The sequence below is a fragment of the Serratia sp. CY38905 genome (assembly GCF_052168875.1).
In the GTDB taxonomy this organism is placed as follows: domain Bacteria; phylum Pseudomonadota; class Gammaproteobacteria; order Enterobacterales; family Enterobacteriaceae; genus Serratia; species Serratia sarumanii.
On record NZ_JBJNLV010000014.1, the window covers coordinates 95497 to 121284 of the forward strand.

Annotated in this window: 24 protein-coding genes, 1 tRNA gene and 1 pseudogene; 20 read left to right on the top strand and 6 right to left on the bottom strand. The window is 60.6% G+C overall.

The features are described from left to right. The first annotated feature begins 185 nt into the window (after nucleotides 1-185). The 10 genes from fdnG to ACJ8MK_RS22375 all read left to right on the top strand — a co-directional run bounded on the left by fdnG (nucleotide 186) and on the right by ACJ8MK_RS22375 (nucleotide 11040). The gene (fdnG, locus tag ACJ8MK_RS22330) at nucleotides 186-3233 is read left to right on the top strand and encodes a formate dehydrogenase-N subunit alpha (RefSeq protein WP_094887892.1); all 3048 of its coding nucleotides are present in this window, start codon (nucleotides 186-188) and stop codon (nucleotides 3231-3233) included. Between the two features lie 12 nt (nucleotides 3234-3245). Further along, nucleotides 3246-4148, top strand: a complete 903-nt coding sequence (gene fdxH / locus ACJ8MK_RS22335) for a formate dehydrogenase subunit beta (protein WP_004934014.1) — start codon at nucleotides 3246-3248, stop codon at nucleotides 4146-4148. Next, entirely contained in the window at nucleotides 4145-4780 is a 636-nt protein-coding gene (fdoI, locus tag ACJ8MK_RS22340) for a formate dehydrogenase cytochrome b556 subunit (protein ID WP_004934017.1), read from the top strand. The genes fdxH and fdoI overlap by 4 nt, the downstream gene beginning before the upstream one ends. Next, nucleotides 4780-5709, top strand: coding sequence for a formate dehydrogenase accessory protein FdhE (gene fdhE, locus ACJ8MK_RS22345; protein WP_442518065.1), 930 nt, complete (start codon nucleotides 4780-4782; stop codon nucleotides 5707-5709). The genes fdoI and fdhE overlap by 1 nt, the downstream gene beginning before the upstream one ends. Before the next feature lie 114 nt (nucleotides 5710-5823). After that, nucleotides 5824-6474: a DcrB-related protein gene (locus tag ACJ8MK_RS22350; protein WP_033636562.1), complete on the top strand. Its 651-nt coding sequence runs from the start codon at nucleotides 5824-5826 to the stop codon at nucleotides 6472-6474. Between the two features lie 40 nt (nucleotides 6475-6514). Next, nucleotides 6515-7120 (top strand): glutathione S-transferase, encoded by a 606-nt coding sequence (locus tag ACJ8MK_RS22355; RefSeq protein ID WP_033649529.1) that lies wholly within the window; start codon nucleotides 6515-6517, stop codon nucleotides 7118-7120. 69 nt (nucleotides 7121-7189) lie between these two features. Beyond that, a complete protein-coding gene (gene selA, locus ACJ8MK_RS22360) occupies nucleotides 7190-8584 on the top strand; it encodes an L-seryl-tRNA(Sec) selenium transferase (protein WP_103830153.1) in 1395 nt (464 codons plus the stop codon). Further along, entirely contained in the window at nucleotides 8581-10422 is a 1842-nt protein-coding gene (selB, locus tag ACJ8MK_RS22365; RefSeq protein WP_442518066.1) for a selenocysteine-specific translation elongation factor, read from the top strand. The genes selA and selB overlap by 4 nt, the downstream gene beginning before the upstream one ends. A gap of 82 nt (nucleotides 10423-10504) precedes the next feature. Continuing rightward, the gene (locus ACJ8MK_RS22370; RefSeq protein ID WP_033649526.1) at nucleotides 10505-10765 is read left to right on the top strand and encodes a CopG family ribbon-helix-helix protein; all 261 of its coding nucleotides are present in this window, start codon (nucleotides 10505-10507) and stop codon (nucleotides 10763-10765) included. Next, entirely contained in the window at nucleotides 10765-11040 is a 276-nt protein-coding gene (locus tag ACJ8MK_RS22375; protein WP_043148289.1) for a type II toxin-antitoxin system RelE/ParE family toxin, read from the top strand. Before ACJ8MK_RS22370 ends, ACJ8MK_RS22375 begins: the two co-directional genes overlap by 1 nt. An 11-nt stretch (nucleotides 11041-11051) precedes the next feature. Here the strand turns inward: ACJ8MK_RS22375 and ACJ8MK_RS22380 are convergent, their stop codons facing one another. Further along, nucleotides 11052-11963: a LysR family transcriptional regulator gene (locus ACJ8MK_RS22380; RefSeq protein ID WP_442518067.1), complete on the bottom strand. Its 912-nt coding sequence runs from the start codon at nucleotides 11961-11963 to the stop codon at nucleotides 11052-11054. Between the two features lie 121 nt (nucleotides 11964-12084). On the opposite strand from ACJ8MK_RS22380, the gene ACJ8MK_RS22385 reads away from it, so the two are divergent. After that, complete coding sequence (locus ACJ8MK_RS22385; RefSeq protein WP_041037277.1) at nucleotides 12085-12711, top strand: LysE family translocator; 627 nt, start codon at nucleotides 12085-12087, stop codon at nucleotides 12709-12711. Between the two features lie 53 nt (nucleotides 12712-12764). Here the strand turns inward: ACJ8MK_RS22385 and ACJ8MK_RS22390 are convergent, their stop codons facing one another. Then, entirely contained in the window at nucleotides 12765-14012 is a 1248-nt protein-coding gene (locus ACJ8MK_RS22390) for an MFS transporter (protein WP_041038165.1), read from the bottom strand. A 217-nt stretch (nucleotides 14013-14229) separates the two neighbouring features. On the opposite strand from ACJ8MK_RS22390, the gene ACJ8MK_RS22395 reads away from it, so the two are divergent. After that, nucleotides 14230-15222 carry an acyltransferase gene (locus ACJ8MK_RS22395; RefSeq protein ID WP_103830156.1) on the top strand — a complete coding sequence of 331 codons (993 nt, stop codon included), beginning with the start codon at nucleotides 14230-14232 and terminating at the stop codon, nucleotides 15220-15222. Here ACJ8MK_RS22395 and ACJ8MK_RS22400 read toward each other — a convergent pair. The 3 genes from ACJ8MK_RS22400 to ACJ8MK_RS22410 all read right to left on the bottom strand — a co-directional run bounded on the left by ACJ8MK_RS22400 (nucleotide 15217) and on the right by ACJ8MK_RS22410 (nucleotide 18183). Beyond that, on the bottom strand, nucleotides 15217-16140 hold the full coding sequence (locus tag ACJ8MK_RS22400) for a GlxA family transcriptional regulator (protein ID WP_033636576.1): 924 nt from the start codon (nucleotides 16138-16140) through the stop codon (nucleotides 15217-15219). The genes ACJ8MK_RS22395 and ACJ8MK_RS22400 overlap by 6 nt on opposite strands. Before the next feature lie 2 nt (nucleotides 16141-16142). After that, nucleotides 16143-16694 (bottom strand): cysteine hydrolase family protein, encoded by a 552-nt coding sequence (locus tag ACJ8MK_RS22405; protein WP_103830157.1) that lies wholly within the window; start codon nucleotides 16692-16694, stop codon nucleotides 16143-16145. Between the two features lie 100 nt (nucleotides 16695-16794). Next, entirely contained in the window at nucleotides 16795-18183 is a 1389-nt protein-coding gene (locus ACJ8MK_RS22410; RefSeq protein WP_442518068.1) for an amidohydrolase family protein, read from the bottom strand. 206 nt (nucleotides 18184-18389) lie between these two features. Between ACJ8MK_RS22410 and ACJ8MK_RS22415 the strand changes: the two genes are divergently transcribed. After that, nucleotides 18390-19010, top strand: a complete 621-nt coding sequence (locus ACJ8MK_RS22415; protein ID WP_442518069.1) for a nucleotidyltransferase domain-containing protein — start codon at nucleotides 18390-18392, stop codon at nucleotides 19008-19010. After that, the gene (locus ACJ8MK_RS22420; RefSeq protein WP_442518070.1) at nucleotides 18961-19401 is read left to right on the top strand and encodes a DNA-binding protein; all 441 of its coding nucleotides are present in this window, start codon (nucleotides 18961-18963) and stop codon (nucleotides 19399-19401) included. The genes ACJ8MK_RS22415 and ACJ8MK_RS22420 overlap by 50 nt, the downstream gene beginning before the upstream one ends. 6 nt (nucleotides 19402-19407) lie before the next feature. On the opposite strand, the gene ACJ8MK_RS22425 is transcribed toward ACJ8MK_RS22420, so the two are convergent. Further along, a complete protein-coding gene (locus ACJ8MK_RS22425) occupies nucleotides 19408-20286 on the bottom strand; it encodes a LysR family transcriptional regulator (RefSeq protein WP_442518071.1) in 879 nt (292 codons plus the stop codon). A gap of 126 nt (nucleotides 20287-20412) precedes the next feature. Between ACJ8MK_RS22425 and ACJ8MK_RS22430 the strand changes: the two genes are divergently transcribed. The 6 genes and pseudogenes from ACJ8MK_RS22430 to ACJ8MK_RS22455 all read left to right on the top strand — a co-directional run. Beyond that, nucleotides 20413-21612, top strand: coding sequence for a cyanate transporter (locus tag ACJ8MK_RS22430; protein WP_072008410.1), 1200 nt, complete (start codon nucleotides 20413-20415; stop codon nucleotides 21610-21612). Between the two features lie 75 nt (nucleotides 21613-21687). Continuing rightward, nucleotides 21688-23031 (top strand): esterase-like activity of phytase family protein, encoded by a 1344-nt coding sequence (locus tag ACJ8MK_RS22435; RefSeq protein ID WP_049235498.1) that lies wholly within the window; start codon nucleotides 21688-21690, stop codon nucleotides 23029-23031. A gap of 100 nt (nucleotides 23032-23131) precedes the next feature. After that, a tRNA-Sec gene (locus ACJ8MK_RS22440) sits at nucleotides 23132-23226 on the top strand. 149 nt (nucleotides 23227-23375) lie between these two features. After that, a pseudogene (locus ACJ8MK_RS22445) lies at nucleotides 23376-23526 on the top strand (Arm DNA-binding domain-containing protein); the annotation flags it as partial. 414 nt (nucleotides 23527-23940) lie between these two features. Continuing rightward, nucleotides 23941-24894: a retron St85 family effector protein gene (locus tag ACJ8MK_RS22450; protein ID WP_442518072.1), complete on the top strand. Its 954-nt coding sequence runs from the start codon at nucleotides 23941-23943 to the stop codon at nucleotides 24892-24894. Between the two features lies 1 nt (nucleotide 24895). After that, a partial coding sequence (locus tag ACJ8MK_RS22455; RefSeq protein ID WP_442518073.1) for a retron St85 family RNA-directed DNA polymerase occupies nucleotides 24896-25788 on the top strand: 893 nt, incomplete at its 3' end.

Here is a 25788-nt window from a genome sequence, read left to right on the forward strand (position 1 = left end):
GCCGAAATGTATCGAAATGTGCCAAAGCGTTCACTGAATGAGCACGAGTGTGTAACAACCACAAGCACGCTGTGGTAATATGGCCGGCGTTCGTAGCAAGCATAACAACAGTGACATTCGCGTTTGCCGCGCTAGCGGGCAGGCGCCTTTGAACAATGTGACAATCGAGAGTAAAGGAGACCCCCATGCAGGTCAGCAGAAGGCAGTTCTTTAAGATCTGCGCTGGCGGTATGGCAGGAACGACGGTGGCCGCGCTGGGCTTTGCCCCCGAAGTGGCGTTGGCGGAAACCCGGCAGTACAAACTGCTGCGCGCCCGCGAGACCCGTAATACCTGTACGTATTGTTCCGTCGGCTGTGGGCTGTTGATGTACAGCCTTGGTGATGGCGCCAAAAACGCCAAAGAAAGCATTTTCCATATCGAAGGGGACCCGGATCATCCGGTAAACCGCGGCGCGCTTTGCCCGAAAGGCGCCGGCCTGGTTGACTTCATCCACAGCGAAAGCCGCCTCAAGTACCCGGAATACCGGGCGCCAGGATCGGACAAATGGCAACGCATCAGCTGGGACGACGCCTTTACCCGCATCGCCAAGCTGGTGAAAGAAGACCGCGACGCCAACTTCATCAAAACCAACGATCAGGGCGTTACCGTCAACCGTTGGCTGACCACCGGCATGCTGTGCGCCTCGGCCGCCAGCAACGAAACCGGTTTTCTGTCGCAAAAATTTAGTCGCGCTCTCGGCATGCTTGCCGTAGACAACCAGGCGCGTGTCTGACACGGACCAACGGTAGCAAGTCTTGCTCCAACATTTGGTCGCGGTGCGATGACCAACCACTGGGTTGATATCAAGAACGCGAATTTGATTATCGTCATGGGCGGTAATGCGGCGGAAGCGCATCCGGTGGGGTTCCGCTGGGCGATGGAAGCCAAAATACACAACAATGCCAAGCTGATCGTGATCGATCCGCGCTTTACCCGAACCGCATCGGTGGCGGACTTCTACACGCCGATCCGCTCCGGGACCGACATCGCTTTCCTGTCGGGCGTGTTGCTGTATCTGATGACCAACAACAAGTTTAACCGCGAGTACGTCGAGGCCTACACCAACGCCAGCCTGCTGGTGCGGGAAGACTTTGCCTTCGAAGACGGCTTGTTCAGCGGCTACGACGCGGAAAACCGCAAGTACGACAAAACCACCTGGAACTACCAGTTCGACGAGAACGGCTTCGCCAAGCGCGACGTCACGCTGCAGGATCCGCGCTGCGTGTGGAACATGCTGAAACAGCACGTGAGCCGCTACACGCCTGACGTGGTGACCAACATCTGCGGCACGCCGAAGGATGATTTCCTCAAGGTGTGCGAATACATCGCCGAAACCTGCGTCGCGGATAAAACCGCTTCGTTCCTGTACGCCCTGGGCTGGACTCAGCACTCGGTCGGCGCGCAGAACATACGCACCATGGCGATGATCCAGCTGCTGCTCGGCAACATGGGCATGGCGGGCGGCGGCGTCAACGCGCTGCGCGGCCACTCCAACATTCAGGGTCTGACCGATCTCGGCCTGCTGTCGCAGAGCCTGCCGGGCTACCTGACGCTGCCGTCGGAGAAACAGACCGATCTCGACACCTACCTGAAGGCCAACACGCCGAAGGCGCTGCTGCCGGGCCAGGTTAACTACTGGGGCAACTACCCGAAATTCTTCGTCAGCATGATGAAGACCTTCTACGGCGACAAGGCGCAGAAGGACAACAGCTGGGGCTTTGACTGGTTGCCGAAGTGGGACAAAGGCTACGACGTGCTGCAGTACTTCGAGATGATGGCGCAGGGCAAGGTCAACGGCTACTTCTGCCAGGGCTTTAACCCGGTGGCGTCGTTCCCGAACAAAAACAAGGTGGTGGCTTCGCTGTCCAAGCTGAAGTTCCTGGTGACCATCGATCCGTTGAACACCGAGACCTCCAACTTCTGGCAGAACCACGGCGAGTTCAACGAGGTGGATCCTGCGCAGATCCAGACCGAAGTGTTCCGCCTGCCGTCCACCTGCTTCGCCGAAGAGAACGGCTCGATCGTCAACTCCGGCCGCTGGCTGCAGTGGCACTGGAAAGGCGCGGACGCCCCGGGCGAAGCGCTGAACGACGGCGAGATCCTGGCGGGCATCTTCAGCCGCCTGCGCGAGATGTATGCGCGCGACGGCGGTGCGGTGCCGGAACAGGTGCTGAACATGACCTGGGACTACCTGACGCCGGACAACCCGGCGCCGGAAGAGGTGGCGCAGGAAAACAACGGCAAGGCGCTGGCGGATCTGCTGGATGCCGATGGCAAGGTGCTGGTGAAAAAAGGCGAGCTGCTCAGCTCGTTCGCGCAGCTGCGCGACGACGGCACCACCGCCAGCGGCTGCTGGATCTTCGCCGGCAGCTGGACGCCGGCCGGCAACCAGATGGCGCGGCGCGACAACGCCGATCCGTCCGGCCTCGGCAATACGCTGGGCTGGGCCTGGGCATGGCCGCTCAACCGCCGCATCCTGTATAACCGCGCCTCGGCGGACCCGCAGGGAAAACCGTGGGATCCGAAACGCCAGCTGCTGGAGTGGGACGGCGCCAAGTGGGTCGGGGCCGATATCCCGGACTACAGCACCGCCGCGCCGGGCAGCGACGTCGGGCCGTTCATCATGCAGCCGGAAGGCATGGGCCGCCTGTTCGCCACCGACAAGATGGCGGAAGGGCCGTTCCCTGAACACTACGAGCCGTTCGAAACGCCGCTCGGCACCAACCCGCTGCACCCGAACGTGGTGTCCAACCCGGCGGCGCGCGTGTTCAAGGACGATCTGGCGGCGATGGGCAAATCCGACAAGTTCCCGTACGTCGGCACCACCTATCGTCTGACCGAGCACTTCCACTACTGGACCAAGCACGCGTTGCTGAACGCCATCGCGCAGCCTGAGCAGTTTGTGGAGATCGGCGAGAAGCTGGCGGAGAAAAAAGGCATCAAGCACGGCGATACCGTGAAGGTCAGCTCCAACCGCGGCTACATCAAGGCCAAGGCGGTGGTGACCAAGCGTATTCGCACGCTGCAGGTGCACGGCCAGGAAGTCGACACCATCGGCATCCCGATCCACTGGGGTTACGAAGGGGTGGCGAAGAAAGGCTTTATCGCCAACACGCTGACGCCGTTCGTCGGCGACGCCAATACGCAAACGCCGGAGTTCAAGGCGTTCCTGGTCAACGTGGAAAAGGTGTAACGGAGACGAATTATGGCCATGCAATCTCAAGACATCATTCGTAAATCCGCCACCAATGGTTTCACGCCGGCGCCGCGCGCCCGTGACCACCAGGAAGAAGTGGCCAAACTGATCGATGTCACCACCTGTATCGGCTGCAAGGCCTGTCAGGTGGCCTGTTCCGAATGGAACGACATCCGCGACGAAGTGGGGCACAACGTCGGGGTGTACGATAACCCCGCCGATCTGACCGCCAAGTCGTGGACGGTGATGCGCTTCTCCGAGGTAGAGGAAAACGGCAAGCTGGAATGGCTGATCCGCAAGGATGGCTGCATGCACTGCGCCGATCCGGGCTGCCTGAAGGCCTGCCCGTCGGAAGGCGCGATCATTCAGTACGCCAACGGCATCGTCGACTTCCAGTCCGAGCACTGCATCGGCTGCGGCTACTGCATCGCCGGCTGCCCGTTCGACGTGCCGCGCATGAACAAGGACGACAACCGGGTGTACAAGTGCACCCTGTGTGTCGACCGCGTGGACGTCGGCCAGGAACCGGCCTGCGTGAAAACCTGCCCGACCGGCGCCATTCACTTCGGCACCAAGGAAGCGATGAAGCAGGTGGCGGCGGATCGCGTCAGCGAGCTGAACACCCGCGGCTACCAGAACGCCGGTCTGTACGATCCGGCGGGGGTGGGCGGCACGCACGTGATGTACGTGCTGCACCACGCCGACAAACCGCAGCTGTACCACGGTTTGCCGGACAACCCGAGCATCAGCCCGGCGGTGACCTTCTGGAAGGGCGTGTGGAAACCCCTGGCGGCCATCGGCTTTGCCGCCACCTTCGCGGCCAGCGTGTTCCACTATGTCGGCGTCGGGCCTAACCGCGTCGAAGATGAGGACGAGCACGACGAGTCGCACGACGAGGAGACGCGCAAATGAGAAAGGAAAAGCCCATTCAGCGTTACAGCGCACCGGAGCGCATCAACCACTGGATCGTGGCGTTCTGCTTTGTGTTCGCCGCCATCAGCGGGCTGGGGTTCTTCTTCCCCTCCTTCAACTGGCTGATGAACATCTTCGGGACGCCGCAGCTGGCGCGCATTCTGCACCCGTTTGTCGGGGTGATCATGTTTGCCGCGTTCCTGCTGATGTTCCTGCGCTACTGGAAGCATAACCTGATCAACCGGGAAGATATCGTCTGGGCCAAGAACATCCACAAAATCGCCATGAACGAGGAAGTGGGTGACACCGGGCGCTATAATTTCGGCCAGAAGTGCGTGTTCTGGGCGGCGATTATCAGCCTGGTGCTGCTGCTGGCCAGCGGCGTGGTGATCTGGCGGCCGTATTTTGCGCCGTCGTTCTCCATCCCGCTGATCCGCATCGCGCTGCTGGTGCATTCGCTGGCCGCGGTCGGCCTGATTATCGTGATTATGGTGCACATTTACGCCGCATTGTGGGTAAAAGGCACCATTACCGCGATGGTGGAAGGCTGGGTGCCGGCGGCCTGGGCCAAGAAACATCATCCGCGCTGGTACCGCGAGGTCCGCGAGAAACGACAGGAAGATAAACCCTGATGAGTATCCGCATCGTTCCTAAAGAGCAGTTAGGGGCACAGCGTGAGAAGTCCTCAACGGCGGAGAACATCCCGCCGTTACTTTTCGCCAACCTGAAAAGCCTGTACAGCCGCCGCGCCGATCGCCTGCGTCAGCTGGCTGTCGACAATCCGCTGGGCGACTATCTGAACTTCGCCGCCGAGCTGGCGCAGGCGCAGCAGCATGGGCTGCACGATAATCCGCTGCAGCTCGATCTTAGCGAAGCGCTGGCGCAGGGCGCCGCCAGCGGCAAACCGCCGCTCGATCTGAGCGTGTTCCCGCGCAGCGAGCACTGGCGCAAGCTGCTGGCGTCGCTGATCGCCGAGCTGCGCCCGCAGGCGCCGGAGCATATCCTGGCGGTGCTGGACAACCTGGAGAAAGCCTCGGCGCACGAGCTGGAGCTGATGGCCGACGCCTTGCTCAACCGCGAGTTCGGCAAGGTGGGCAGCGAGAAGGCGCCGTTCCTCTGGGCCGCGCTGTCGCTCTATTGGGCGCAGATGGCCAGCCTGATCCCCGGCAAGGCGCGCGCCGAATACGGCGAGCAGCGCCAATTCTGCCCGGTGTGCGGCAGCATCCCGGTCTCCAGCATGGTGCATATCGGCACCGTCAACGGCCTGCGCTACCTGCACTGCAACCTGTGCGAAAGCGAATGGCACGTGGTGCGGGTGAAGTGCAGCAACTGCGAGCAGACCCGCGATCTCAACTACTGGTCGCTGGACAGCGAGCAGGCGGCGGTGAAGGCGGAAAGCTGCGGCGACTGCGGCACTTACCTGAAGATCCTGTATCAGGAAAAAGACCCGCAGGTCGAAGCGGTGGCCGACGATCTGGCTTCGCTGGTGCTGGACGCCCGCATGGAAGAAGAAGGCTTTGGCCGCAGCAGCATCAATCCGTTCCTGTTCCCGGCGGAGTAACCGCCCGGCCCCGTTCGCGCGGGGCCGGACCAGCAATTTCAGCACGGGCTTCTGGCATTCGCCCGGACGAGTTGCTACGTTTAGGCCATAACGCGCCAAGCGAAAGGAACCACGATGTTAAACACCCTGGCAAAACTGACCGCGGTCGCCGTGCTGGCGGTCGGACTGGCGGCCTGCGACAACAAAGACGACACCAAACCGGCGGTGCCGCCACCGGACACCAAGCCGACCGTGACGCAGCCCGCGCCACCGCCGCCGCCTGCGCCGGTAGAAACCCCGCCCGCGCCGCCGGGGCTGAACGTGTCGCTGCAGAAGGGCAAAATCACCTTCGAGCTGCCGCCGGGCTTTAGCGATCAAACGCTGAACAGCGGCATCATCAACGACAGCACCTCCACCATTCAGCGCTTTCTCGACGGCAAGTCGCGCCAGAGCGCGGTCTCTTCCGAAGTGATCCCGCCGGACGGCATGAAGCTCAACACCAGCGACAAAATGCTGAAAGAGCTGGCGCAGAGCGCCATCACGGTGCTGGCCGAGCGCTATCAGAATATCCAGACCACCAAAGAAGAGAACTTCAGCGTCGGCAAACAGAAGTTTCGCCGGGTGGATACCGAGCAGACCGTCAACGGGCAAAAGGTGGTCTCCACGCTGGTGTTGACGGTGTTCAACAAACGGGTGGTGACGCTGCAAATGCTGTCGCCGGCCAAAACGCCGGAAGTGCATCAGGCGCTGGTGCAGCGGATTATCGATACCCTGGCGGTGAAGTAAGGGTGCCGCGCCGCGGCCAGGACGAAGCGGAGGAGACCGGATGAAGCTTATCGGCAGTTACACCAGCCCCTTTGTGCGCAAGATTTCCGTAATGCTGCTGGAAAAAGGGATCGCGTTCGAATTCGTCAACGATCCGCCGTATGAGCCCGGCAGCCGGGTGAAGGAGCTTAACCCGCTCGGCAAGGTGCCGGTGCTGATCGCCGATGACGGCGAGGTGTTTTACGATTCGCCGGTGGTGGCCGAATACCTCGAACTGCTGACGGTGGAGCCGGCGTTTTTGCCGGCCGATCGCGCCGCCGCGCTGCGCGTCCGCCAGGTGGCGGCGCTGGCGGACGGCGTGACCGAAGCGGCGGCGACCCTGTTTCGCGAAAGCCGGCGCGCGCCGGAAAAACAGGACGAAAACTGGATGCTGCGCCAGCGTGACAAACTGACGCACGGGTTGGATGCGCTGGAGGCGCTGGCGCGGGACAAAACGTGGCTCAATGCCGAGCGGCTGACGCTGGCGGATATCGCCACCGGCTGCGCACTGGGCTACCTCAATTTCCGCCGCATCCTGCCCAACTGGTGCGTCGGGCGCCCGGCGCTGGTCAAGCTGGCCGAACGCCTGTTCGCCCGTGAAAGCTTCGCCCGCACCGCGCCGCCCTGAACGTTCTTTTCTCCCCGCCGCGGCGGGGTTTTGCTATGCCGATACGTCTAAATTGAAAACCGAGCGACCATGAGCACTGAATCCCACCTTCTTTACAGCCAACTGCCCGCCATCGACCGCCTGCTGCGTGAACCCGCGATTGAACCGCTGGTGGCGCAGCATGGCCAGACGCTGATCGGCGAACTGCTGCGCCGGCTGCAGGCCCAGGCGCGTGACGCTATCAAGCAACAGCAACGTTTACCCGCCTGGTGCGGCGACTGGCCGCAGGCGCTGCGGGCCGAGCTGGCCCGGCAGCAACGCCCGGCTTTGCTGCCGGTGTTCAACCTCAGCGGCACCGTGCTGCACACCAACCTCGGGCGCGCCCTGCTGGCGCAGCCGGTGAAGGAGGCGGTGAGCGCGGTGATGGGGGAGGCGGTGACGCTGGAGTACGATCTGGACGGCGCCGGGCGCGGCCATCGCGATCGGGCGGTGGCGGATCTGCTGTGCCGGCTGACCGGTGCGGAGGACGCCTGCATTGTCAATAACAACGCGGCGGCGGTGCTGCTGATGCTGGCGGCGATCGCCCCCGGTAAAGAGGTGGTGGTGTCGCGCGGCGAGCTGGTGGAGATTGGCGGCGCATTCCGCATACCCGACGTGATGCGCCAGGCCGGCTGCCAACTGGTGGAGGTCGGCACCACCAACCGCACCCATCTGAAAGATTACCGCCAGGCCATCAACGAACAGACCGGCCTGTTGATGAAAGTGCACACCAGCAACTACAGCATTCAGGGTTTTACCGCGGCGGTCGACGAGGCTGAACTGGCGCAGCTCGGAGCCGAACAGGGCGTGCCGACCGCCACCGATCTGGGCAGCGGCTCGCTGATCGACATGGCGCAGTACGGCCTGCCCGCCGAACCGATGCCGCAGCGGCTGCTGGCCGCCGGCGTCGACTTGGTGACGTTCTCCGGCGATAAGCTGCTGGGCGGCCCGCAGGCCGGGATCATCGTCGGCAAAAAGGCGCTGATCGCCCGCCTGCAGCAGCATCCGCTCAAGCGCGCGCTGCGCGTCGGCAAGCTGACGCTGGCGGCCCTGGAGGCCACGCTGCGGCTCTATCTGCAGCCGGAAAAACTGGCTGAGCAGCTGCCGACGCTGCGGCTGCTGACCCGCCCGCAGCAGGAGATGCAACAGGCGGCCGAACGGCTGCTGGCGGCGCTGGCACCGCGGTTCACCGCCGATTTCGAGCTGCGCGCCGAACCGTGCTGGTCGCAAATTGGCAGCGGTTCGCTGCCGGTGGATCGCCTGCCCAGCTATGCGCTGACCTTCACGCCGCGCGACGGCCGCGGCGCCACGCTGGAAGCGTTGGCCGAACGCTGGCGCCGCCTGCCGCAGCCGGTGATCGGCCGCCTCGGTGACGGCCGGCTGTGGCTGGATCTGCGCTGTCTGGAACAGGAAGGGGCGCTGATGGACGCGCTGAGCGCCTCATGATCATCGCCACCGCCGGCCATGTCGATCATGGCAAAACCACCCTGCTGCAGGCGATCTCCGGGATCAACGCGGATCGCCTGCCGGAAGAGAAGCGCCGCGGCATGACCATCGATCTGGGTTACGCCTACTGGCCGCAGCCGGACGGCCGGGTGCTGGGCTTTATCGACGTGCCCGGCCACGAGAAATTCCTCGCCAACATGCTGGCGGGCGTCGGCGGCATCGACCATGCGTTGCTGGTGGTGGCCTGCGACGACGGCGTGATGGCGCAAACCCGCGAACATCTGGCGATCCTGCGCCTGAGCGGGCGCCCGGCGCTGACGGTGGCGCTGACCAAGGCCGACCGGGTGGACGCGGCGCGTGTCGGCGAGGTACGCCGCCAGGTGCGCGACGAACTGGCGCGCCAGGGCTGGCCCGATGCACCGCTGTTTGTTACCGCGGCGGCGGCGGGAGAGGGTATCGAGGCGCTGCGCGCGCATTTGCTGGCGCTGCCCTCCGGCGAGCACGCGCTGACGCGCCGTTTTCGCCTGGCGGTAGACCGTGCGTTCAGCGTCAAAGGGGCGGGGCTGGTGGTGACCGGCACCGCGCTCGGCGGCCGGGTGCAGGTGGGAGATTCGCTGTGGCTGACCGGCGCCGACGCGCCGGTGCGGGTGCGTGGCCTGCACGCCCAAAATCAGGCCGTGGAACAGGCGCAGGCCGGGCAACGCATCGCGCTGAACATCAGCGGCGATGTCGATAAAGACCGTGTCGCGCGCGGCGACTGGCTGCTGGCGCAGCGTCCGCCGGAGGCGGCGGAACGCATTCTGGTGGCGCTGGAAGCGGATCGGCCGATCCGCCATTGGCAGCCGCTGCACCTGCACCATGCCGCCAGCCACATCACCGGGCGCATTTCGCTGCTGAACGACGGGCTGGCGGAACTGATCCTCGATCGCCCGCTGTGGCTGGCGGAGAACGATCGGCTGGTGCTGCGCGATATCGGCGCACGGCAAACGCTGGGCGCGGCCCGGGTGCTCAGGCTGAGCGCGCCCAAGCGCGGCAAGCGCCAGCCGGACTACCTGGTATGGCTGCAGGCCCTGGCGAACGCGCAGGACGATGCGCAGGCGCTGACGCTTGAGCTGCCGCACGGCGCGCTGTCTCTGACGGCGTTCGCCTGGGCGCGTCAGTTGACCGACGACGGCCTGGCGGCACTGCTGGCGAACCGCGAGCTGCTGATCGTCGGTGACCGGGCGCTGGCGCAGGAGCAGGTGCAACAGGCGGAAAGTCGGCTGCTGCAGGTGCTGGCGGAGTACCACCAACAGCACGCCGATCAGTTGGGGTTAGGGCGCGCCCGTCTGCGGCGCATGGCCCTGCCCCAGCAGCCGGAAACGCTGGTGTTTATGATGATCGATCGGCTGCTGAAGGCCGGCGCGCTGCGCAATACGCGCGGCTGGCTGCACCTGCCGGAACACGGTCTGGCGTTCAGCGCCGAAGAGGCGCCGCTGTGGGCGCGCATCGAACCGCTGTTCGGCGACGAGCCGTGGTGGGTGCGCGATCTGGCGAGCGAGTTGGGTGAGGAAGAGAGCCGGGTACGGGCGCTGCTGCGCAAGGCGGCCCAGCTGGGCCATGTGACGGCGGTGGTGGTGGATCGCTATTACCTCAGCCGACGCATCGAGCAGTTCGCGGCGCTGATCCGCGAGCTGGATGCGGAGCGGGGCGGCGCCAACGCCGCCGACTTCCGCGATCGGCTCGGCGTCGGGCGCAAGCTGGCGATCCAGGTGCTGGAGTTCTTCGATCGCAGCGGCTTTACCCGCCGCAAGGGTAACGAGCATCTGCTGCGCGACGGCGGGTTGTTCGGCAACTGATTGCGTGTTTTTTGTTCTCTGATGGCGGTATAATCAGCTTTAATCACTTTGATTGATGTCGATTGTATTGAGGATCAAGACGATGAATACGAAAGTCATCACCGCTCATGTGCCGCTGCCTTTGGCTGAAAAGGTGGATGAAATGGCCGCCAAACTTGAACGCTCACGGGGATGGATAGTGAAGCAAGCCCTCACCGCCTGGCTCGAGCAAGAGGAAGAGCGCCGTCGGTTAACGCTGGCGGCGCTGGCCGATGTCGAACAGCAAAACGTTATCGATCATGAATCGGTAGAAGCCTGGGCTGCCAGCCTGGACAGTGACGATCCGCTGCCGGTACCGCGCTGATGGAGTTAAAATGGACGAGTAAGGCGCTATCGGATTTGGCGCGTTTGTTTGAGTTTCTTGCCTTGGCTAACCGTACTGCGGCAGCGAATTCGGTGAAGGCCTTGGTCGCCGCGCCTAAAGCGTTGCTTGATAATTCTCGCCTGGGTGAAAGACTGGACGAGTTTTTACCGCAGGAAGTGAGGCGTATTCTGGTCGGCCGTTATGAGATACGTTACCAGGTGCAGCCGGCAACGATTTATGTTCTGCGTATTTGGCATACCCGCGAAGAGCGATAGGCCGAATTCCCCTACTCGATAAATCTGACGGCGGCCCGGCTGACGTCGGGCGTCTGGGCGGTCAGAAACGCCTGTAAGCGTTCGATCAGCGGCCGCTTCGCCGATTCTTCCGGCCAAACCAGATAGTAACCGTCGCCGGTACGCACGGCGGCGTCACAGGGCAGCGCCAATAACCCCTCCTCAATCGTCGGCAGGCTCAGCGCCAGATCGCCGATCGAGACGCCGTGCCCGGCGATGGCCGCCGTGTTGCCCTGTTCCAGCGAATCAAATACCTGGCCGCGCGTGAGATCGATCGGGGCCGCGATGCCGCTTTTTTGCAGCCAGCGCCGCCAGTCGCGCCGATCGGGCGAAGGGTGGATCAGCGGGCAGGCGGCGAGATCGCGCTGCCCGTCGGCGAGCAGTGCAGGGGCGCAAATCGGGATCAGCCATTCGTCGAACAGCTTGGCGGCGGCGGTGTTGGCACCGAAGTGGCCGTTGCCGAGCAGGATGGCGCAGTCGTAGGGTTCGCTGAAAAAATCCACGCTGTCGATGTCCATCCAGACGCTGGCTGCCTGCACCTCGAACGCCTGCGCCGTTTGCCGGAACCGGCTCAGGCAGTCCAGCAGCCAGCGCAGGGTCAGCGTGGAGGGCGCCTTCAGCCGCAGCAGATCGCGGTGGCTTCTGAACAACTCGCACGCTTGCTCGATGCGGCCAAACCCTTGCTGCAGCTCGGCGGCGAAGATTTTCCCCTGCGGCGTGACCTCGATGCGCGGGCCGTTGCGCTGGAACAGTCGACAGCCGAAGTGCTGCTCCAGCGTTTTGATGTGCTTACTGACGGCGCTCGGGGTGAGATGCAGCTCCTCGGCGGCCAGCGTGAACGAGCCGGTGCGGGCGGCGCTTTCGAAGGCGCGCAGGGCGTAAAGCGGCGGAAGGGAACTGGCCATCGCGGCGTCTCTAATAATGAGTCTGATTCACAGTAAACGACAGGATTACTCCTTTTTCAAGGCGGGGGCGGCGGCAGGATAATGGCGCGACGCCAACTGACTGAATGTGAGTGAAATAAAGATGAACCTGTCGTTGCTGGCGGCGTATTTCGCCGCCATTTTCTTGCTGATCGCCACGCCGGGGCCGGTGGTGGCGATGGTGGCCAACACCGCGGCGCGCTTTGGCGCCCGGCGCGCGCTGTTGACCGCGCTGGGCAGCAATGGGGCCTCTTTGTTGCTGATCGGCGTCGCCGCGCTGATTATCACCGGGCTGTTCGCGGTGGATATGCGCTTGCTGCAGTGGATAGGCCTGCTGGGTTGCCTGTTTCTCGGCCGTATGGCGATCGTCTCGCTGTATGAGGATTTATCCGCGCGAACCCCGGATGCGCAGCCCGTTGCGCCGCCGCAAAAACGCTCGGCGATCCTGACCGGTTTTCTGGTGGGCATCGCCAACCCCAAAGACATTATCTTCTTCGTCGCTTTTTTCCCGCAGTTTATCGCCGTCACCCCCTCGATCGGCGCCAGCCTGACGCTGTTGACTGCACTGTGGGTGCTGGCGGACTTCGCCATCTTGCTGGCCTATATCACCCTGCTGTCGGGAACGGCGCTGCAGCGCGCGCGGCGGGCGATCTCTGTCCTGTCGGCGTTGCTGCTGTTGGGGGTGGCGGTGGTGGGAGCGGGGTATGCGCTGTGGGGTCTGCTCGGCTGAAGCCGCATAAAAAAACGCCGGTCGGGAAACCGGACCGGCGTTTATCGTGGCGTTTAAGCCGCGCCGGTCGGCTGCGGCGTGGGGTCGCCGTTGCGGCGTTTGCCGATAAACAGCGCCACCAGCGTCAGCCAGCACAGGCCGCTGATGAGGTTGAACAGGTTGAACAGCCCGCTGCCGCCCCAGACGTAGGCGACCTTGGCCAGCTCGATGCCGACGGTGAACACCATCATGCTCAGCATGCCCATGGTGGCCGACACGGTGCCTTTGCTGACGTTGCTGGAGAACAGCGTCAGGCGGTACAGGCCGGCGTTGGCCAGGCCAATGCCGAAGGCGTACAGGCTCAGGCCGGCGGTCATCCACAGGTAGGCATGGCTGGAGAACTGGGTCGCCAGCGCGGCGATCAGCAGCCCCAGCAGCATCGGGCCCGCGCCCAGCTTGATCAGGCGCTCCACGCTGTTTTTGCCGGTCAGGCGTGCCAGCGTCAGGTTGCCGAGGATCAGCGCGCCGAACACCGGGATTTGCAGCAGGCCGTAATCCAGCGTCGACAGCGACTCACCGCTGATCAGGATCACCGGTGACTGGGCGATCCAGGCCAGCAGCGGCAGGCTGGCGAAACCGATCGCCAAAGCGCCGCACAGGAAGCGGCGGTTGCCCAGCACCTGACGGTAGTCGCGCCACAGGTTGGCGGCGGAAAACGCCTCGCCCTGCAGCGTGGCGGTTTCCGGCATGGCTTTCCACAGGCCGTAGAAGGCGATGGCCGCCAGCGCGGCGAACAGCACGAACATGCTCTGCCACGGCGCGACGTGGATCAGCGCCGCGCCGGCCAGCGGCCCGAGCAGCGGGGCGATCAGCGCCACGTTGGCCATCAGCGCGGTGATCTTGATGCACACCGATTCTTCAAACGACTCCTGGATGGTGGCGTAGCCGACCGCGCCGATAAAGCACAGGCCGATGCCCTGCAGGAAACGCATGGCGATGAACTGCTCGATGGTGGTGACCAACAGGATCGCCAGGCAGGAGACGATAAAGAACGCCACTCCGGCCAGCATCACCGGGCGGCGGCCGCGGCGATCCGACAGCGGACCGAGCAACCACTGCAGGAAGATGCCGCCGGCCAGATAGGCGGTCATCGAGGTGGGCACCCACTCTTCGCCGGCGTTGAAATCCGCCACGACGGCCAGCATGCCCGGCTGAATCATATCGTTGCCGATATAAGTGGCGAACTCGAACAGCACCAGACAAAGAGGGAATAAAAGCGCCTGTCGGCCCAAACGTGCCGCAGGTGGTAATGTCGTTTTCATATTATTGTACTGATAGTAAAAGAGAAAAAGGAACTGCCAGGGCGGGAAGCGCAAACTGAGCGAGTTGTGGCGGCTATTTTGCCGCCAATTGTTCACCTTCGCAATCATAAGGTGTTGTTTAAGTGCATTCTGATATTTCGCTTTTGGGTTGTCGCCGAACGCCGTGCCCGATAACCTCTTCTTAACATATCAATATGACACAAGATCGGGCGAGCGTTTGAGCGAGAAAATCGGCTGGATAGACAATCTGCGGGCGATAGCGTGCATGATGGTGGTGATGATCCACGCCACCACCTATTACGTCACCAACGGCGCGGCGATAGGGCTGCACAACTGGGATATCGCCAACGCGCTGAACTCGCTGTCGCGCGTGTCGGTGCCGCTGTTCTTCATGATTTCCGGCTACCTGTTCTTCGGCGAAAAGAGCGCCAGCCGGCGGCATTTCATCCGTATCGCCTGCTGCATTCTGTTCTACAGCGCCATCGCGCTGATCTATATCGCGGCCTTTACCAAGATCGGCTTCTGGCCGTCGCTGCGCGGCATTTTGCAAAAGCCGGTGTTCTATCATCTGTGGTTTTTCTACGCCATTACGGTGATTTACCTGCTGTCGCCGCTGATCAGCGTCAAGCCGGTGTCGCGCCGTTACCTGGCCGCCGCGTTGGTGGTGTTGGCGGCGATCGCCAACCCGAATACCGACAAGCTGACCTTCGGCAATGCGCACCTGCTGCCGGTTAACCTGTATATCTACGGCGATACCTTCTACTACCTGCTGTATGCACTGGCCGGGCGGGCGATTGGCATGATGGAGGCGCGCGGGCGCGCCGTGGGCTGGCTGGCGGCGCTGGGATTTGCGCTGTGCGTGGCGCTGATCGCGCGCGGCACCAAGCACCAGCTGTTCATCAACGGCAACTTCGCCGATACCTACTACATCTACAGCGGCCCGCTGGTGTTTATGGCGGCGGTGGCGCTGCTGGTGTGGGTGAAACACTGTTTGCCGCAGCCGATCGGCTGGCTGAGCGCGTTCTCCCGCCATTCGCTGGCGATCTACGGTTTTCACGCCCTTATCGTCAACGTGATGCGCAGCCGGCACCTGGATTTCACCGGCCACCCGCTGCTGGATATCTTCTGGGTGTTCGGCGTGGCGCTGGGGCTCAGCCTGCTGCTGTCTGTCGGCCTGCAGCGGCTGGATACCCGCCGGCTGGTGTCATAGCGGCGAGCGCTGGCGCTGCTGGGCGCGGCGCAGCTGCCGCCCGGAAGAAAAGCCGGCCGCCAGCGCGGCCTTCTCCAACCCATACCCTTGCTGCAGGCGCTGTTGCGCCACCGCCAACCGCAGCTGCTCATGATACTCCCGCACGCTGATGCCGACGTGGTTGCGAAACAGCCGCGCCAGGTGGCGGCTGCTGACGTGCGCCTTCTCCGCCACCTGCGGCACTGACCAGTCGGCCTCCGGCTCGGCGGCCATCACGTCCTGCGCGCGGTGTACCGCCGGGTGCAGGTGGTTGCGGTAGCGCAGCCAGGGCGACAGCTGCGGATCGTCCCCGGCGCGGCGGAAATAGACCACCATGTCGCGTGCGACGTCGCGCGCCCGGCCGGAGCCGCAGTGGCGGTGGACCAGGTGCAGCGCCAAATCGATGCCGGTGGTGATGCCCGCGCTGGTGTAGACGCCGCGATCTTCGACGAAGATACGGTTCTCTTTCACCTGCGCAGCCGGCGCCTGCCGGCGGATACGTTCGATGACGTCGTGGTGGGTGGTGCACTGATAGCCGTCGAGCAGCCCGGCCTGCGCCGCCAGCAGCGCGCCGGAACAGATGCACACCAGGGTGATGCGCTGCCGCTGCAGATCGGGCCGCAGCGTCGCCAGCCAGCGGCGCGCCTGCTCGGCCTCTTCCCCGGCGAAATAGCGCTGCGAATCGCCGACGCCCGGCAGCACCAGAATGGCGCCGTCTTCCAGGCGTTCGGGCAACGGCTGCAGGCCGCTCAGCGTCATGCCGATGGAGCAGACGATCTGCGGCGCCGGGCTGAGATAACGCAGGCTGAACTGCCCGGCGAGGCGCAGGGTTTCCGCCGGGCCGCTGACGTCCAGCGACAGCACGTTGGGCAACAGCAGAAAATAGACGGCCTGCGACATGGTTACTCCTGTGCGAGTTGCGCCAGCGCCTCATCCACGCTGGCGATGCGGGCGAAACGATCGACCAGTACGGTTTCAGTATGCCGCTTCAGCTGCGCGGGGGTAAAGGTTTCACCGTCGGGATGACGCATCGGGAAGGTCAGCGTCGCCTCGGTGACGAAGGTCACCCGATAACCGAGATCGGACGCTATCCGGGTGGTGGTTTCGCAACACTGTTCGGTGCGGATGCCGGAGACGATCAGGTGGTTGATATCCCGCTCGCGCAACCAGGCGTCGAGGCCGGATTCGGTCAGCGCATTGTGTACGTGCTTATGCACGGTGATATCCGCCTGGTGGGTGAGGAACGGCAGGCGCTGTACATGGCCTGAAGCCAGCGAGAACGGCCCCTGCGGCGAAACGTGCAGCACATCGACCAGCGCTGCGCCGCGTTGTTGGCAACCCGCGATCAGGCGCGTCAGCGCCTGCTGAAACGCCGGCAGATCGTCCTCCTGCCAGAATGGACGGTGCTGGAATGATTGCTGGACATCGATGATCAATAACGCGCTCTGTGACATTTTCGGCCCTCCGCCTGTGTGTGTAGCGACCATCTTGCGCCGCTCCTTACTCTGGCAGAAGGCCAAAAACGGCCATCATGATGACAACAGCGGACCGACCTTAGGCTTTGCTCACCTGGCCGGCTACCAGACGCCCCTGATGGAAGGTGGCGCTGCGCGCCGGCAGGCGGGCGACCGCCTCGGCGGAACAGCTGGCGTTGACCAGCACGAACTCGGCGGCGTCGCCGGCTTTTGGCCAGGCGCGCTGGCCCTTATCGTCCAGCGGCAACACGCCGCCGGTGGAGATGGCCATGGCGCGCGACAGGTGATACTCGTCGGAGCCACGGTACAGCTGGGCGTACAGGTTGGCCTTCTCCAGGATGTCGCCGGTGCCGAACGGCGACCAGTGGTCGATCACGCTGTCGGTGCCGGTCATCACGAACACCCCTTTCTCGCTGAGCTGCGGCAGCGGCATCATCAGGCCGCCGATCGGCACCGTGGAGGCGATGGTGATCTGCTGCGCCGCCAGCCGGGTGGCGGTTTCCGCCAGTTCGCCCGGCGTCAGCGTGGTCAGGGCGAAAGCGTGGCTGATGGTGACCTTGCCGCGCAGCGCCGGGTTTTGCTCCACGGTGGCGATCATGTAGTTGATGGCGGCGACCCCGGCCGGGCTGGTCTCATGCAGGTGGATATCCACGCCTTTGCCGGTATCGAGGGCGATCTGGAACATGGCGTCCAGCGATTGCTCCATCGCGCCGTCGACGTTGGTCGGATCCAGCCCGCCGACGTACTGCACGCCCATCTGCATCGCTTCGCGCATCAGCGCATCGACTTTGGAGTGCAACAGCCCGTGCTGCGGGAAGGCGACGATTTCACAGCTGAAGTCCGCCCGGTGGTTTTCCAGCGCGCGCTGCAGGTGTTCCAGGCTTTTCAGGCCGCTGACCGGATCGATATTGCAGTGGCTGCGCGCCACGGTGCTGCCTTTGGACTGCAGCAGGGCGATCAGGTTTTCCGCCCGCTGCTGCGAGGTGGGCAGCAGTTTCGGGATCAGCGTCTGCTCCAGCGCGATCATGTCCATGATGGTCTTGCCCTGGCGCGGGCGCGGCGCCTGCCACGGGCCGCTGTAGAAGGTTTTGTCCAGGTGGATGTGCATGTCGTGAAACGCCGGCAGCAGCAGCTGGCCCTGCGCCTTATAGCGGGGCACGTCGGCGGGCAACGCGGCGTTGGCGGCGTGAATGGCGGCGATCTTGCCGTCTTTGATCTCCAGCGTGTACAGCGCAGTGCGGGTGCCGATCACCGTTTCGCCGTCGTATTCAAAGCCGTCTTCCAGCCGCACCTCGCTCAGGCAGTAGTGGCGATCGGTCAGGGTCATCGGTGCCGGTGCGCACTGCCCGTCGCCCGGTGACGCGGCCTGCGCCATGCCGCCCGTCAGGCCGATCACCGCGCAGGCGGTGGTAAGTTTGCCGGTTTGGCTGAGGAAGGCTCTGCGGCCCGGTTGTTGAGGGTTTTCCACGTTCGGTTCCTTAATCCAGAGGTGAGGGGTGAAAACATCCCCCAATTTAGGAGAGGAACCGGCCGGTTGGCAGTGACATTTGCCACTGGTGACTATTCGATTTGGTAATGATCGGCGTGTGCTGGTGGGATGGTTCTCCTGGCTTGCTCTTTCGCAGCTTTAATGGCTACATTTGTAGTCATTAAAGCTACATTGAGGCCAGCGTGATGCACGATCCGATGCTCGAATTACTGTTCAGCGAATACCGTAGAAAAGTGCTAAGCCTGCTGTTTATTGAAGCCGGGCAGGCGTTTCATGTGCGAGAAATTGCGCGGCGCACCGCAACTCAGGCCGGGACTTTACATAAAGAGTTGAGCAGGCTGGCTGAAGGCGGCATCTTGCTCAGGCAGCGGCAGGGCAACCAAATTTGCTATCAGGCTAACGCCGATTGCCTGATTTTTCCCGAGTTGGCGGCGATTTTCCGCAAGGCTTGCGGGCCGGCTGCGCGCTTACGGCAGGTACTGACTGGATTTGGGGAAGACATCGAACGGGCTTTCATCTTTGGTTCCGTCGCCAGTGGCAAAGCGACGGCGGCCAGTGATATTGATGTTCTGATCGTCGGTAAACTGTCTTTTGCGGATGTGATTCAGGCGGTTTATCCGCTGCAGGAAACGCTGGGTCGGGAAATTAATCCCAAACTGTACTCGCCGGAAGAGTGGCTAGCGGCTTTGGCCGAGAACTCCGCGTTTATTCAGGACATTATGGATAAACCCCAACTTTGGATTGCGGGAGACAAGGATGACGCTGGACAATCTTGTCGGGCTGGGACTGGAGGTGATAACGCCTGACGTGGGGGCGATTAAAAAATTGCTGGCCGCCGCTGCTCGCAACCGACGCGATGCGGGTATCACTCAGCTCAGCAATGAGAGCCGTTTCGACACGGCATATAAGGCTGTCATGCAAATGGCTAATGCCGCTTTACAAGCCAAAGGATACCGCACGCTGACCAGCAAGCCCGGCCATCACCAGATCATGATCCAATCGTTGCCGCTCACCGTAGGGCTGCCGCGCGAGGAAATGATCTGCCTGGACGCATTGCGAAAGCAGCGCAACGTGGCGGATTACTCCGGCGACTTGGTGACGGACGCGGCGGTACAGGCTTGCCTTGAGCAGACAGAGGCGCTGTGGGGGCGGCTTATCGACTGGCTGCAATGTGAATATCCGCAGATAGTGGCGTAAGCGGCCTCACTTCAACCCGCAAAACACCGCCAGCCGCTGGGCCAGCGCCAGCGTGGCGGCGGGGGCGCCGTCGCGGTAGTAGAGCGCCAGTTCGAAGCTGTCTATCGGCGGCAATCCTTCGGCTTCGCCCAGCACCCGATGCGTGGGCAGACGGCAGCCGGCCGGCAACAGGGTGACGCCTAGCCCGGCGGCGGAAGCGGCGGTCAGCGCCGCCAGACTGGCGCTGCTGTAGCCGATGCGCCAGCGTTTGCCGAGGTTGTCCAGCGCCTGGCACAGCTCGTCGCGGTACAGGCCGCTGAGCGGAAACACCGCCAGCGGCACCGGCGATTGCTCAATGGCCGGGAAGGCCAGGCTGTCCAGCCACAGCAGCGGTTCCGGCCGCGCGGCGCGCGGCGGTTGCCTGCGGCGCTGCTTCACCAGGATCAGATCCAGCTCTTCACGCGCGTAGGCGCTGTGCAGATCGGCGCTCAGGCCGCTGGCGACGTCCAATCGCAGGTGCGGGTGCTCGCGGCTGAAGTCGGCCAGCAGCTCGGTGGTGGGCACGGCGAAATCCTCCGGCATGCCGATCCGCAGCACGCCGTCGCGCCAGATGCCGGTTAGCGCGTCGTGGGCTTCTTCATTCAGCGCGTCGTGGGCTTCTTCATTCAGCGCGATGATGCGGCGCGCGTAGCTCAACAGCTTGACGCCTTCTTCGGTCAGCAGCACCTGATGCGAGGAGCGCTCAAACAGCGGCTTGCCCAGCATCTCTTCCAGCCGGCGCACCTGCTGGCTAACGGTGGACTGCGACAAAAACACTCGCTCTGCGGCGCGAGTGAAGCTGTTGCTGTCGCATACGGCGACGAAGCTGAGCAGCAGCTGCGGATTGAACATCGGGTAGCGATTCATTTTCCCACTGTTGGCTATTTTATTATTTAATTTCCCAATACTAGCGGCGTTGCCTACAGTAACGCAACGCTGCGGCGATCGCGCTGTGACGCCACACTCTTCATTTTGCAGTACCAGGAATATACCTTGTTAAATCATTCTGTTAATTCACCTTCTTCGCGCCGCTGGTTCAACCCTCTGCTGCTGGCGCTGGTGTTAATCGGCCTGAACATGCGGCCGCTGTTGACCTCGATTGGCCCGTTGCTGCCGACGCTGCGCCAGGCTACCGGGCTGAGCTTTGGCGGCGCGGCGCTGCTGACCACGCTGCCGGTGCTGATGATGGGCCTGATGGCGTTGGCGGGTGGCGCCATCAACCGGCTGTTCAGCGAACGCAGCGCCGTGGCGTTGAGCCTGTTGGCGATTGGGTTGGGCGCACTTTGGCGCGAGCTGGCCCCCGGCAGCGTGCAGCTGCTGATGAGCGCGGTGCTGGGCGGGCTCGGCATCGGGGTAATCCAGGCGGTGATGCCCGGTATCATCAAGCATCATTTCCTCAACAGCATGGCGCTGGTGGCCGGGCTGTGGTCGGCGGCGCTGATGGGCGGCGGCGGACTGGGCGCGGCGATCACTCCGTGGCTGATGAGCATAGGGCACGACTGGCACAGCGCGCTGGCCTGGTGGGCGTTACCGGCGCTGGTGGCGCTGCTGGCCTGGTGGCCGGTCAGCCGCGGGCTGTCGCGCCTGGGCGCGGCGGGAGAAAACCGCGGGCCAAGCCTGCTGCGCAACCGGCGCGCCTGGCTGCTCGGCGCCTATTTCGGCCTGATCAACGGCGGCTATACCAGCCTGATCGCCTGGCTGCCACCGTATTACATGCAGCTCGGTTGGCAGCCGCAGGCCAGCGGTTCGCTGCTGGCGCTGATGACCTTCGGCCAGGTGGTGGGCGCGCTGCTGTTGCCGGCGCTGGCGCGCAATCATGACCGGCGGCCGCTGCTGCTGCTGGCGCTGATGATGCAACTGATCGGCTTTATCGGCCTGATTTACCTGCCGCAGACGCTGCCGTGGCTGTGGGTGTTGGTTTCTGGGCTGGGGCTGGGCGGCGCGTTCCCGCTGTGCCTGGTGCTGGCGCTCGATCACCTGCACCAGCCGGCGGCGGCCGGGCGGCTGGTGGCCTTTATGCAGGGCGTCGGCTTCCTGCTGGCGGGCGTGACACCCTACCTCTCCGGCCTGCTGCGCGACTACAGCGGTGGCTTCGTGCTGGACTGGCAGATCCACGCGCTGCTGGTGGTGGTGCTGATCGCCATCACCTGGCGCTTCCACCCGCACAGCTACCGGCGGGCGTTCGCCGAATAATATTTCTGTCATTGCCGCTCCCTATAGTGACGTTGCTTTTACTTCTGGGCGATAACAACGAAAAGGGACAATGACATGCACAACACCAAAACCCGGCTGGCGCTGCTGGTCGGCTGCATGGCGCTGAGCGCCAACCTGTGGGCCGAGGCGCAGCCGGTACCGGCGACGCTGGCGGGGCATGCGCTGCTGCCGGTGAAATCCACCGTTTCCACGCCGAAGGACGCGCCGAGCGATCTGCAGCTGAGCGGTAAGTACACCAGTGGCAAACGCGTCACCGAGCTGGGCAGCGTGGCGGGCAAATCCGCCGATCGCCTGACCGGCCTCGGCCTGCCGATCGAAGGCCAGCCGCTGCAGGGCCACTCAGGCATCAAACACATGCCCGACGGCACCTACTGGGTGCTGACCGACAACGGCTTTGGCAGCAAGGCCAACTCGCCGGACGCCATGCTGTATCTCAACCACTACAAGATCGATTTCAAAGACGGCACGGTAGCGCCGCTGAAGACGGTTTTCCTGCACGATCCGGATAAAAAGGTGCCGTTCCACATCATCAACGAGAGCACCGAGCAGCGTTATCTGACCGGCAGCGATTTCGATCCGGAAAGCTTCCAGTTTGCCGACGATGCCTTATGGATCGGCGAAGAATTCGGGCCTTACCTGATCAAGGCCGACCTGAACGGCAAAGTGCTGGCGGTGTTCGACACCCAGGTGGACGGCAAGGTGGTGAAATCGCCGGACAACCCGACGCTGACCCTGCCGGGCGCGCCGGACGGCAAGCAGAACTTCCAGGTGGCGCGCTCCAAAGGCTTTGAAGGCATGGCCGCCTCGCCGGACGGCAGCAAGCTGTACCCGCTGCTGGAAGGGGCGCTGTGGGACGGCGAGCAGTTCGAGAACGTCGGCGGCAAACGCTACCTGCGGGTGCTGGAGTTCGACGTGAAACAGCAGGCCTGGACCGGCCGCAGCTGGCAGTACGTGCTGGAAGACAACCAGAACGCCATCGGCGACTTCAACATGATCGACGCCACCCACGGGCTGGTGATCGAGCGCGACAATGGCGAAGGCACGCCGGATAAAGCCTGCGCCGCAGGCGCGCCGACCGACAACTGCTTCAGCCAGGTGGCCAAGTTCAAACGGGTATATAAAATCGCCTTCTCGGACGCCAACGTCGGCAAACCGGTCGAGAAACTGGGCTATATCGACCTGATGAACATTCAGGATCCGAACAAGCTGGCGCGCAAGCCGCTGAATGACGGCGTGCTGACCTTCCCGTTCTTCACCATCGAGAACGTAGACGTGGTGGACGCCAACCACATCATCGTCGGCAACGACAACAACTTCCCGTTCTCCTCCAGCCGCCAGCCCAATATGGCGGATGACAACGAGTTCATCCTGCTGGACGTGAAGGATTTCCTGAAGTAGCGCTCCCCGGCCGCCGAATCGCCGGCGGCCGCACGATTTCCCGCTTAGCGCAGCGAACAAACTGCGCTATAATCAGCGCCTTACTTCTTCTCTTCTCCAAGGAAGATCCTCGTCCCCGGTGGGGCGGCCGGACTTCAAATCCGGTTGGGGCCGCCAGCGGTCCTGGGCAGGTTCGACTCCTGTGATCTTCCGCCAAATTATATTTTTATCACGGCCTAGGAAACCAAATAAAATCATAAATTACAGTAAATTAAATGACATTGCTGTCCGTATCAGTCCAAGGGCATCTCCCTGAATCCATGAAAAATATGTATAATTTTTATACACTGATTTCACTTATACATATGGCACTTACAGACGTACAAATCCTACGCGCCAAGGCACAAGACAAGCCCTACACTCATCAATGATGAACAAGGCTTATCCTTGCTCTTAAACCCCGACGGTAGCAAAGGATGGGGATTCCGCTACCGGTTTGCAGATAAAGCCCGCTTAAACAATCTCTGACCGGCAATAACCGGTCTTTTAATAATTACACGTTGCGAGTGATGAGTAGGGTATTCACCGGTCACTTAAGCCTCACCAAGCAATCCATTGAAATATTTTCATAAAAAACATAGTGAATAGTGTGACCAATAACTACATAAAGAATAATTCACGTCTATTCCTCCTCTCATCGACTTGAATCTATACGCCAAATATGAGAGCTTTGTGTAGCCAAACCTAGCATTTTATGGGTTAACAGCCCATCGGGCCATGAGTCATGGTTTCGCCTAGTATTTTAACTATGCCCGTCGTTCAGTTATCGGAGCGGCGGCTGGGGGCCACCGATCCGATAACTGATCGACGTGCTCAAGTAGGTTTGGTTTTTTCTGTCCCCTAACATTTTGGTGTGTAAGGATCTGACCAATGTTAACCCAGCTCAAAAAAGTCGGTACAGAAGTTCATAGAGCTACTAATTTGTTTGCAACTTATGTTGAAAAAAACAAAGTAAAATGTCCCGGGGATGTGAAAAAATTTATTTTTCTATGCGGAGCCAATAAAAATAATGGTGAGCCTTCTGCAAGGCGCATAGAACTGATAGACTTTTCTGAGAAACATCTTAGCAATTGTCATTTCTTTCTTGCCGAACTGGTATTCAAAGAGCTTAGTAAAGATGAAGAGGAATCATCCTCTGATAACTTATTAGATATAGAAGCTGACCTTTCAAAACTTGCCGATCATATTATAATTGTTTTAGAAAGTTTTTCATCTTTTACCGAACTTGGGGCATTTGCATACAGTAAGCATTTACGTAAGAAGCTTATCATTATTAATAACACAAAATTTATTAATGAAAAATCTTTTATAAACATGGGGCCTATAAAGGCAATTACACAACAGTCCCAACAATCAGGCCACTTCTTGCATTATAAGATGGTTGAAGGATATGAAAGCATCGAGCGTTCAGATGGAGTAGGTCAGATATTTAATCCCTTACATGAAATATTATCAAAAAATGAACGTGCAATTGCTAGGACACTTAAGAAGGAGGACCTAGATCCTTCCAATAACTTTAATAAAGATTCAGTTAGATTTATTCATGATATAATTTTAGCTTGTGGCCCGTTAAAACTAAGTGAGCTCATTGAAATAGCGATAAAGATATTTGGAAAGGATAGGCTCTATAGGAAAGAACTGCTAAAACATCTTGGTATTTTAATGGCTATAAAAATCATTTCATGTAAGGATGAACTTTACTATTCCCTTTATAAGCAATATTATTTTAAATATGATTTTGATATGGATAACATATCATCAATGTTTAAAGTTTTTTTTATTAAAAATAAATTGGGTAGGGTTAATATTAATGGAAATATATAAGTTGATTGACAGTGAAACATTGATGAGAAAGGGATTTACCAGCGAGGTAATGCGATCTCCCGAATTGCCTAAAAAATGGCATATTCCTAAAAGGAATGGTGGTGTCAGGACGATTTATCACCCTTCATCCAAAGTAAAGCTTATCCAATATTGGCTTATAAGTAATATATTCTCAAATCTGCCGATTCATAATTCAGCTTATGCATTTGTTAATGGACGTTCGATCAAAAGTAATGCTCTTCTGCATGCAACGGCTAAAAATAAATATTATGTCAAAGTCGATTTAAAAGATTTTTTTCCCTCAATAAAATACAGTAACTTTGAGTATGCATTTAAATTATACCGCGATCGCATAGAATTTTCGGATGTATATGATGCAGAGTTATTGCAACTGATAAAAAGTATATGCTTCATTTCAGATGAAAGCCTTCCAATTGGATTTCCGACATCTCCTATAATTGCGAATTTTGTCGCAAGAGAGTTTGACGAAAAACTTACTTTGAAACTAAATTCGATAGACAGGCTTAATGCTGTATATACTAGATATGCAGATGATATTATCATATCTACTAATCTGAAGGGAGCGAGCGTTAAAATATTAAATGCTATAAAAAGCACAATAAAAAGAATTGAGCCTAATTTTAAAATAAATAATGACAAGATACATATTTGTAGTGCTTCAGGTGGAAGTATAATTGCCACAGGATTAAAAATATGCCATGATTTCCATGTTACTTTACATAGGTCAATGAAAGATAAAATACGGTTATATATATCTCTATTATCTAAGGGCAGATTAAAGCAAGAGGATTATAATAAACTTTCAGGTTACATTGCTTATGCCAAGAGTATTGACCCTCATTTTTATACAAAATTAGGCTCAATTCTTTTTAT

Excerpts from the sequence above, each read along its gene's own strand:
- fdhE (WP_442518065.1), top strand. The coding sequence starts at position 4,780 with ATGAGTATCCGCATCGTTCCTAAAGAGCAGTTAGGGGCACAGCGTGAG.
- selA (WP_103830153.1), top strand. The coding sequence starts at position 7,190 with ATGAGCACTGAATCCCACCTTCTTTACAGCCAACTGCCCGCCATCGAC.
- ACJ8MK_RS22400 (WP_033636576.1), bottom strand. The coding sequence starts at position 16,140 with ATGTCGCAGGCCGTCTATTTTCTGCTGTTGCCCAACGTGCTGTCGCTG.
- ACJ8MK_RS22390 (WP_041038165.1), bottom strand. The coding sequence starts at position 14,012 with ATGAAAACGACATTACCACCTGCGGCACGTTTGGGCCGACAGGCGCTT.
- ACJ8MK_RS22405 (WP_103830157.1), bottom strand. The coding sequence starts at position 16,694 with ATGTCACAGAGCGCGTTATTGATCATCGATGTCCAGCAATCATTCCAG.
- fdoI (WP_004934017.1), top strand. The coding sequence starts at position 4,145 with ATGAGAAAGGAAAAGCCCATTCAGCGTTACAGCGCACCGGAGCGCATC.
- ACJ8MK_RS22350 (WP_033636562.1), top strand. The coding sequence starts at position 5,824 with ATGTTAAACACCCTGGCAAAACTGACCGCGGTCGCCGTGCTGGCGGTC.
- ACJ8MK_RS22355 (WP_033649529.1), top strand. The coding sequence starts at position 6,515 with ATGAAGCTTATCGGCAGTTACACCAGCCCCTTTGTGCGCAAGATTTCC.
- ACJ8MK_RS22385 (WP_041037277.1), top strand. The coding sequence starts at position 12,085 with ATGAACCTGTCGTTGCTGGCGGCGTATTTCGCCGCCATTTTCTTGCTG.
- ACJ8MK_RS22425 (WP_442518071.1), bottom strand. The coding sequence starts at position 20,286 with ATGAATCGCTACCCGATGTTCAATCCGCAGCTGCTGCTCAGCTTCGTC.
- ACJ8MK_RS22380 (WP_442518067.1), bottom strand. The coding sequence starts at position 11,963 with ATGGCCAGTTCCCTTCCGCCGCTTTACGCCCTGCGCGCCTTCGAAAGC.
- ACJ8MK_RS22420 (WP_442518070.1), top strand. The coding sequence starts at position 18,961 with ATGACGCTGGACAATCTTGTCGGGCTGGGACTGGAGGTGATAACGCCT.
- ACJ8MK_RS22435 (WP_049235498.1), top strand. The coding sequence starts at position 21,688 with ATGCACAACACCAAAACCCGGCTGGCGCTGCTGGTCGGCTGCATGGCG.
- ACJ8MK_RS22370 (WP_033649526.1), top strand. The coding sequence starts at position 10,505 with ATGAATACGAAAGTCATCACCGCTCATGTGCCGCTGCCTTTGGCTGAA.
- fdxH (WP_004934014.1), top strand. The coding sequence starts at position 3,246 with ATGGCCATGCAATCTCAAGACATCATTCGTAAATCCGCCACCAATGGT.
- ACJ8MK_RS22415 (WP_442518069.1), top strand. The coding sequence starts at position 18,390 with ATGCACGATCCGATGCTCGAATTACTGTTCAGCGAATACCGTAGAAAA.
- ACJ8MK_RS22375 (WP_043148289.1), top strand. The coding sequence starts at position 10,765 with ATGGAGTTAAAATGGACGAGTAAGGCGCTATCGGATTTGGCGCGTTTG.
- selB (WP_442518066.1), top strand. The coding sequence starts at position 8,581 with ATGATCATCGCCACCGCCGGCCATGTCGATCATGGCAAAACCACCCTG.
- ACJ8MK_RS22450 (WP_442518072.1), top strand. The coding sequence starts at position 23,941 with ATGTTAACCCAGCTCAAAAAAGTCGGTACAGAAGTTCATAGAGCTACT.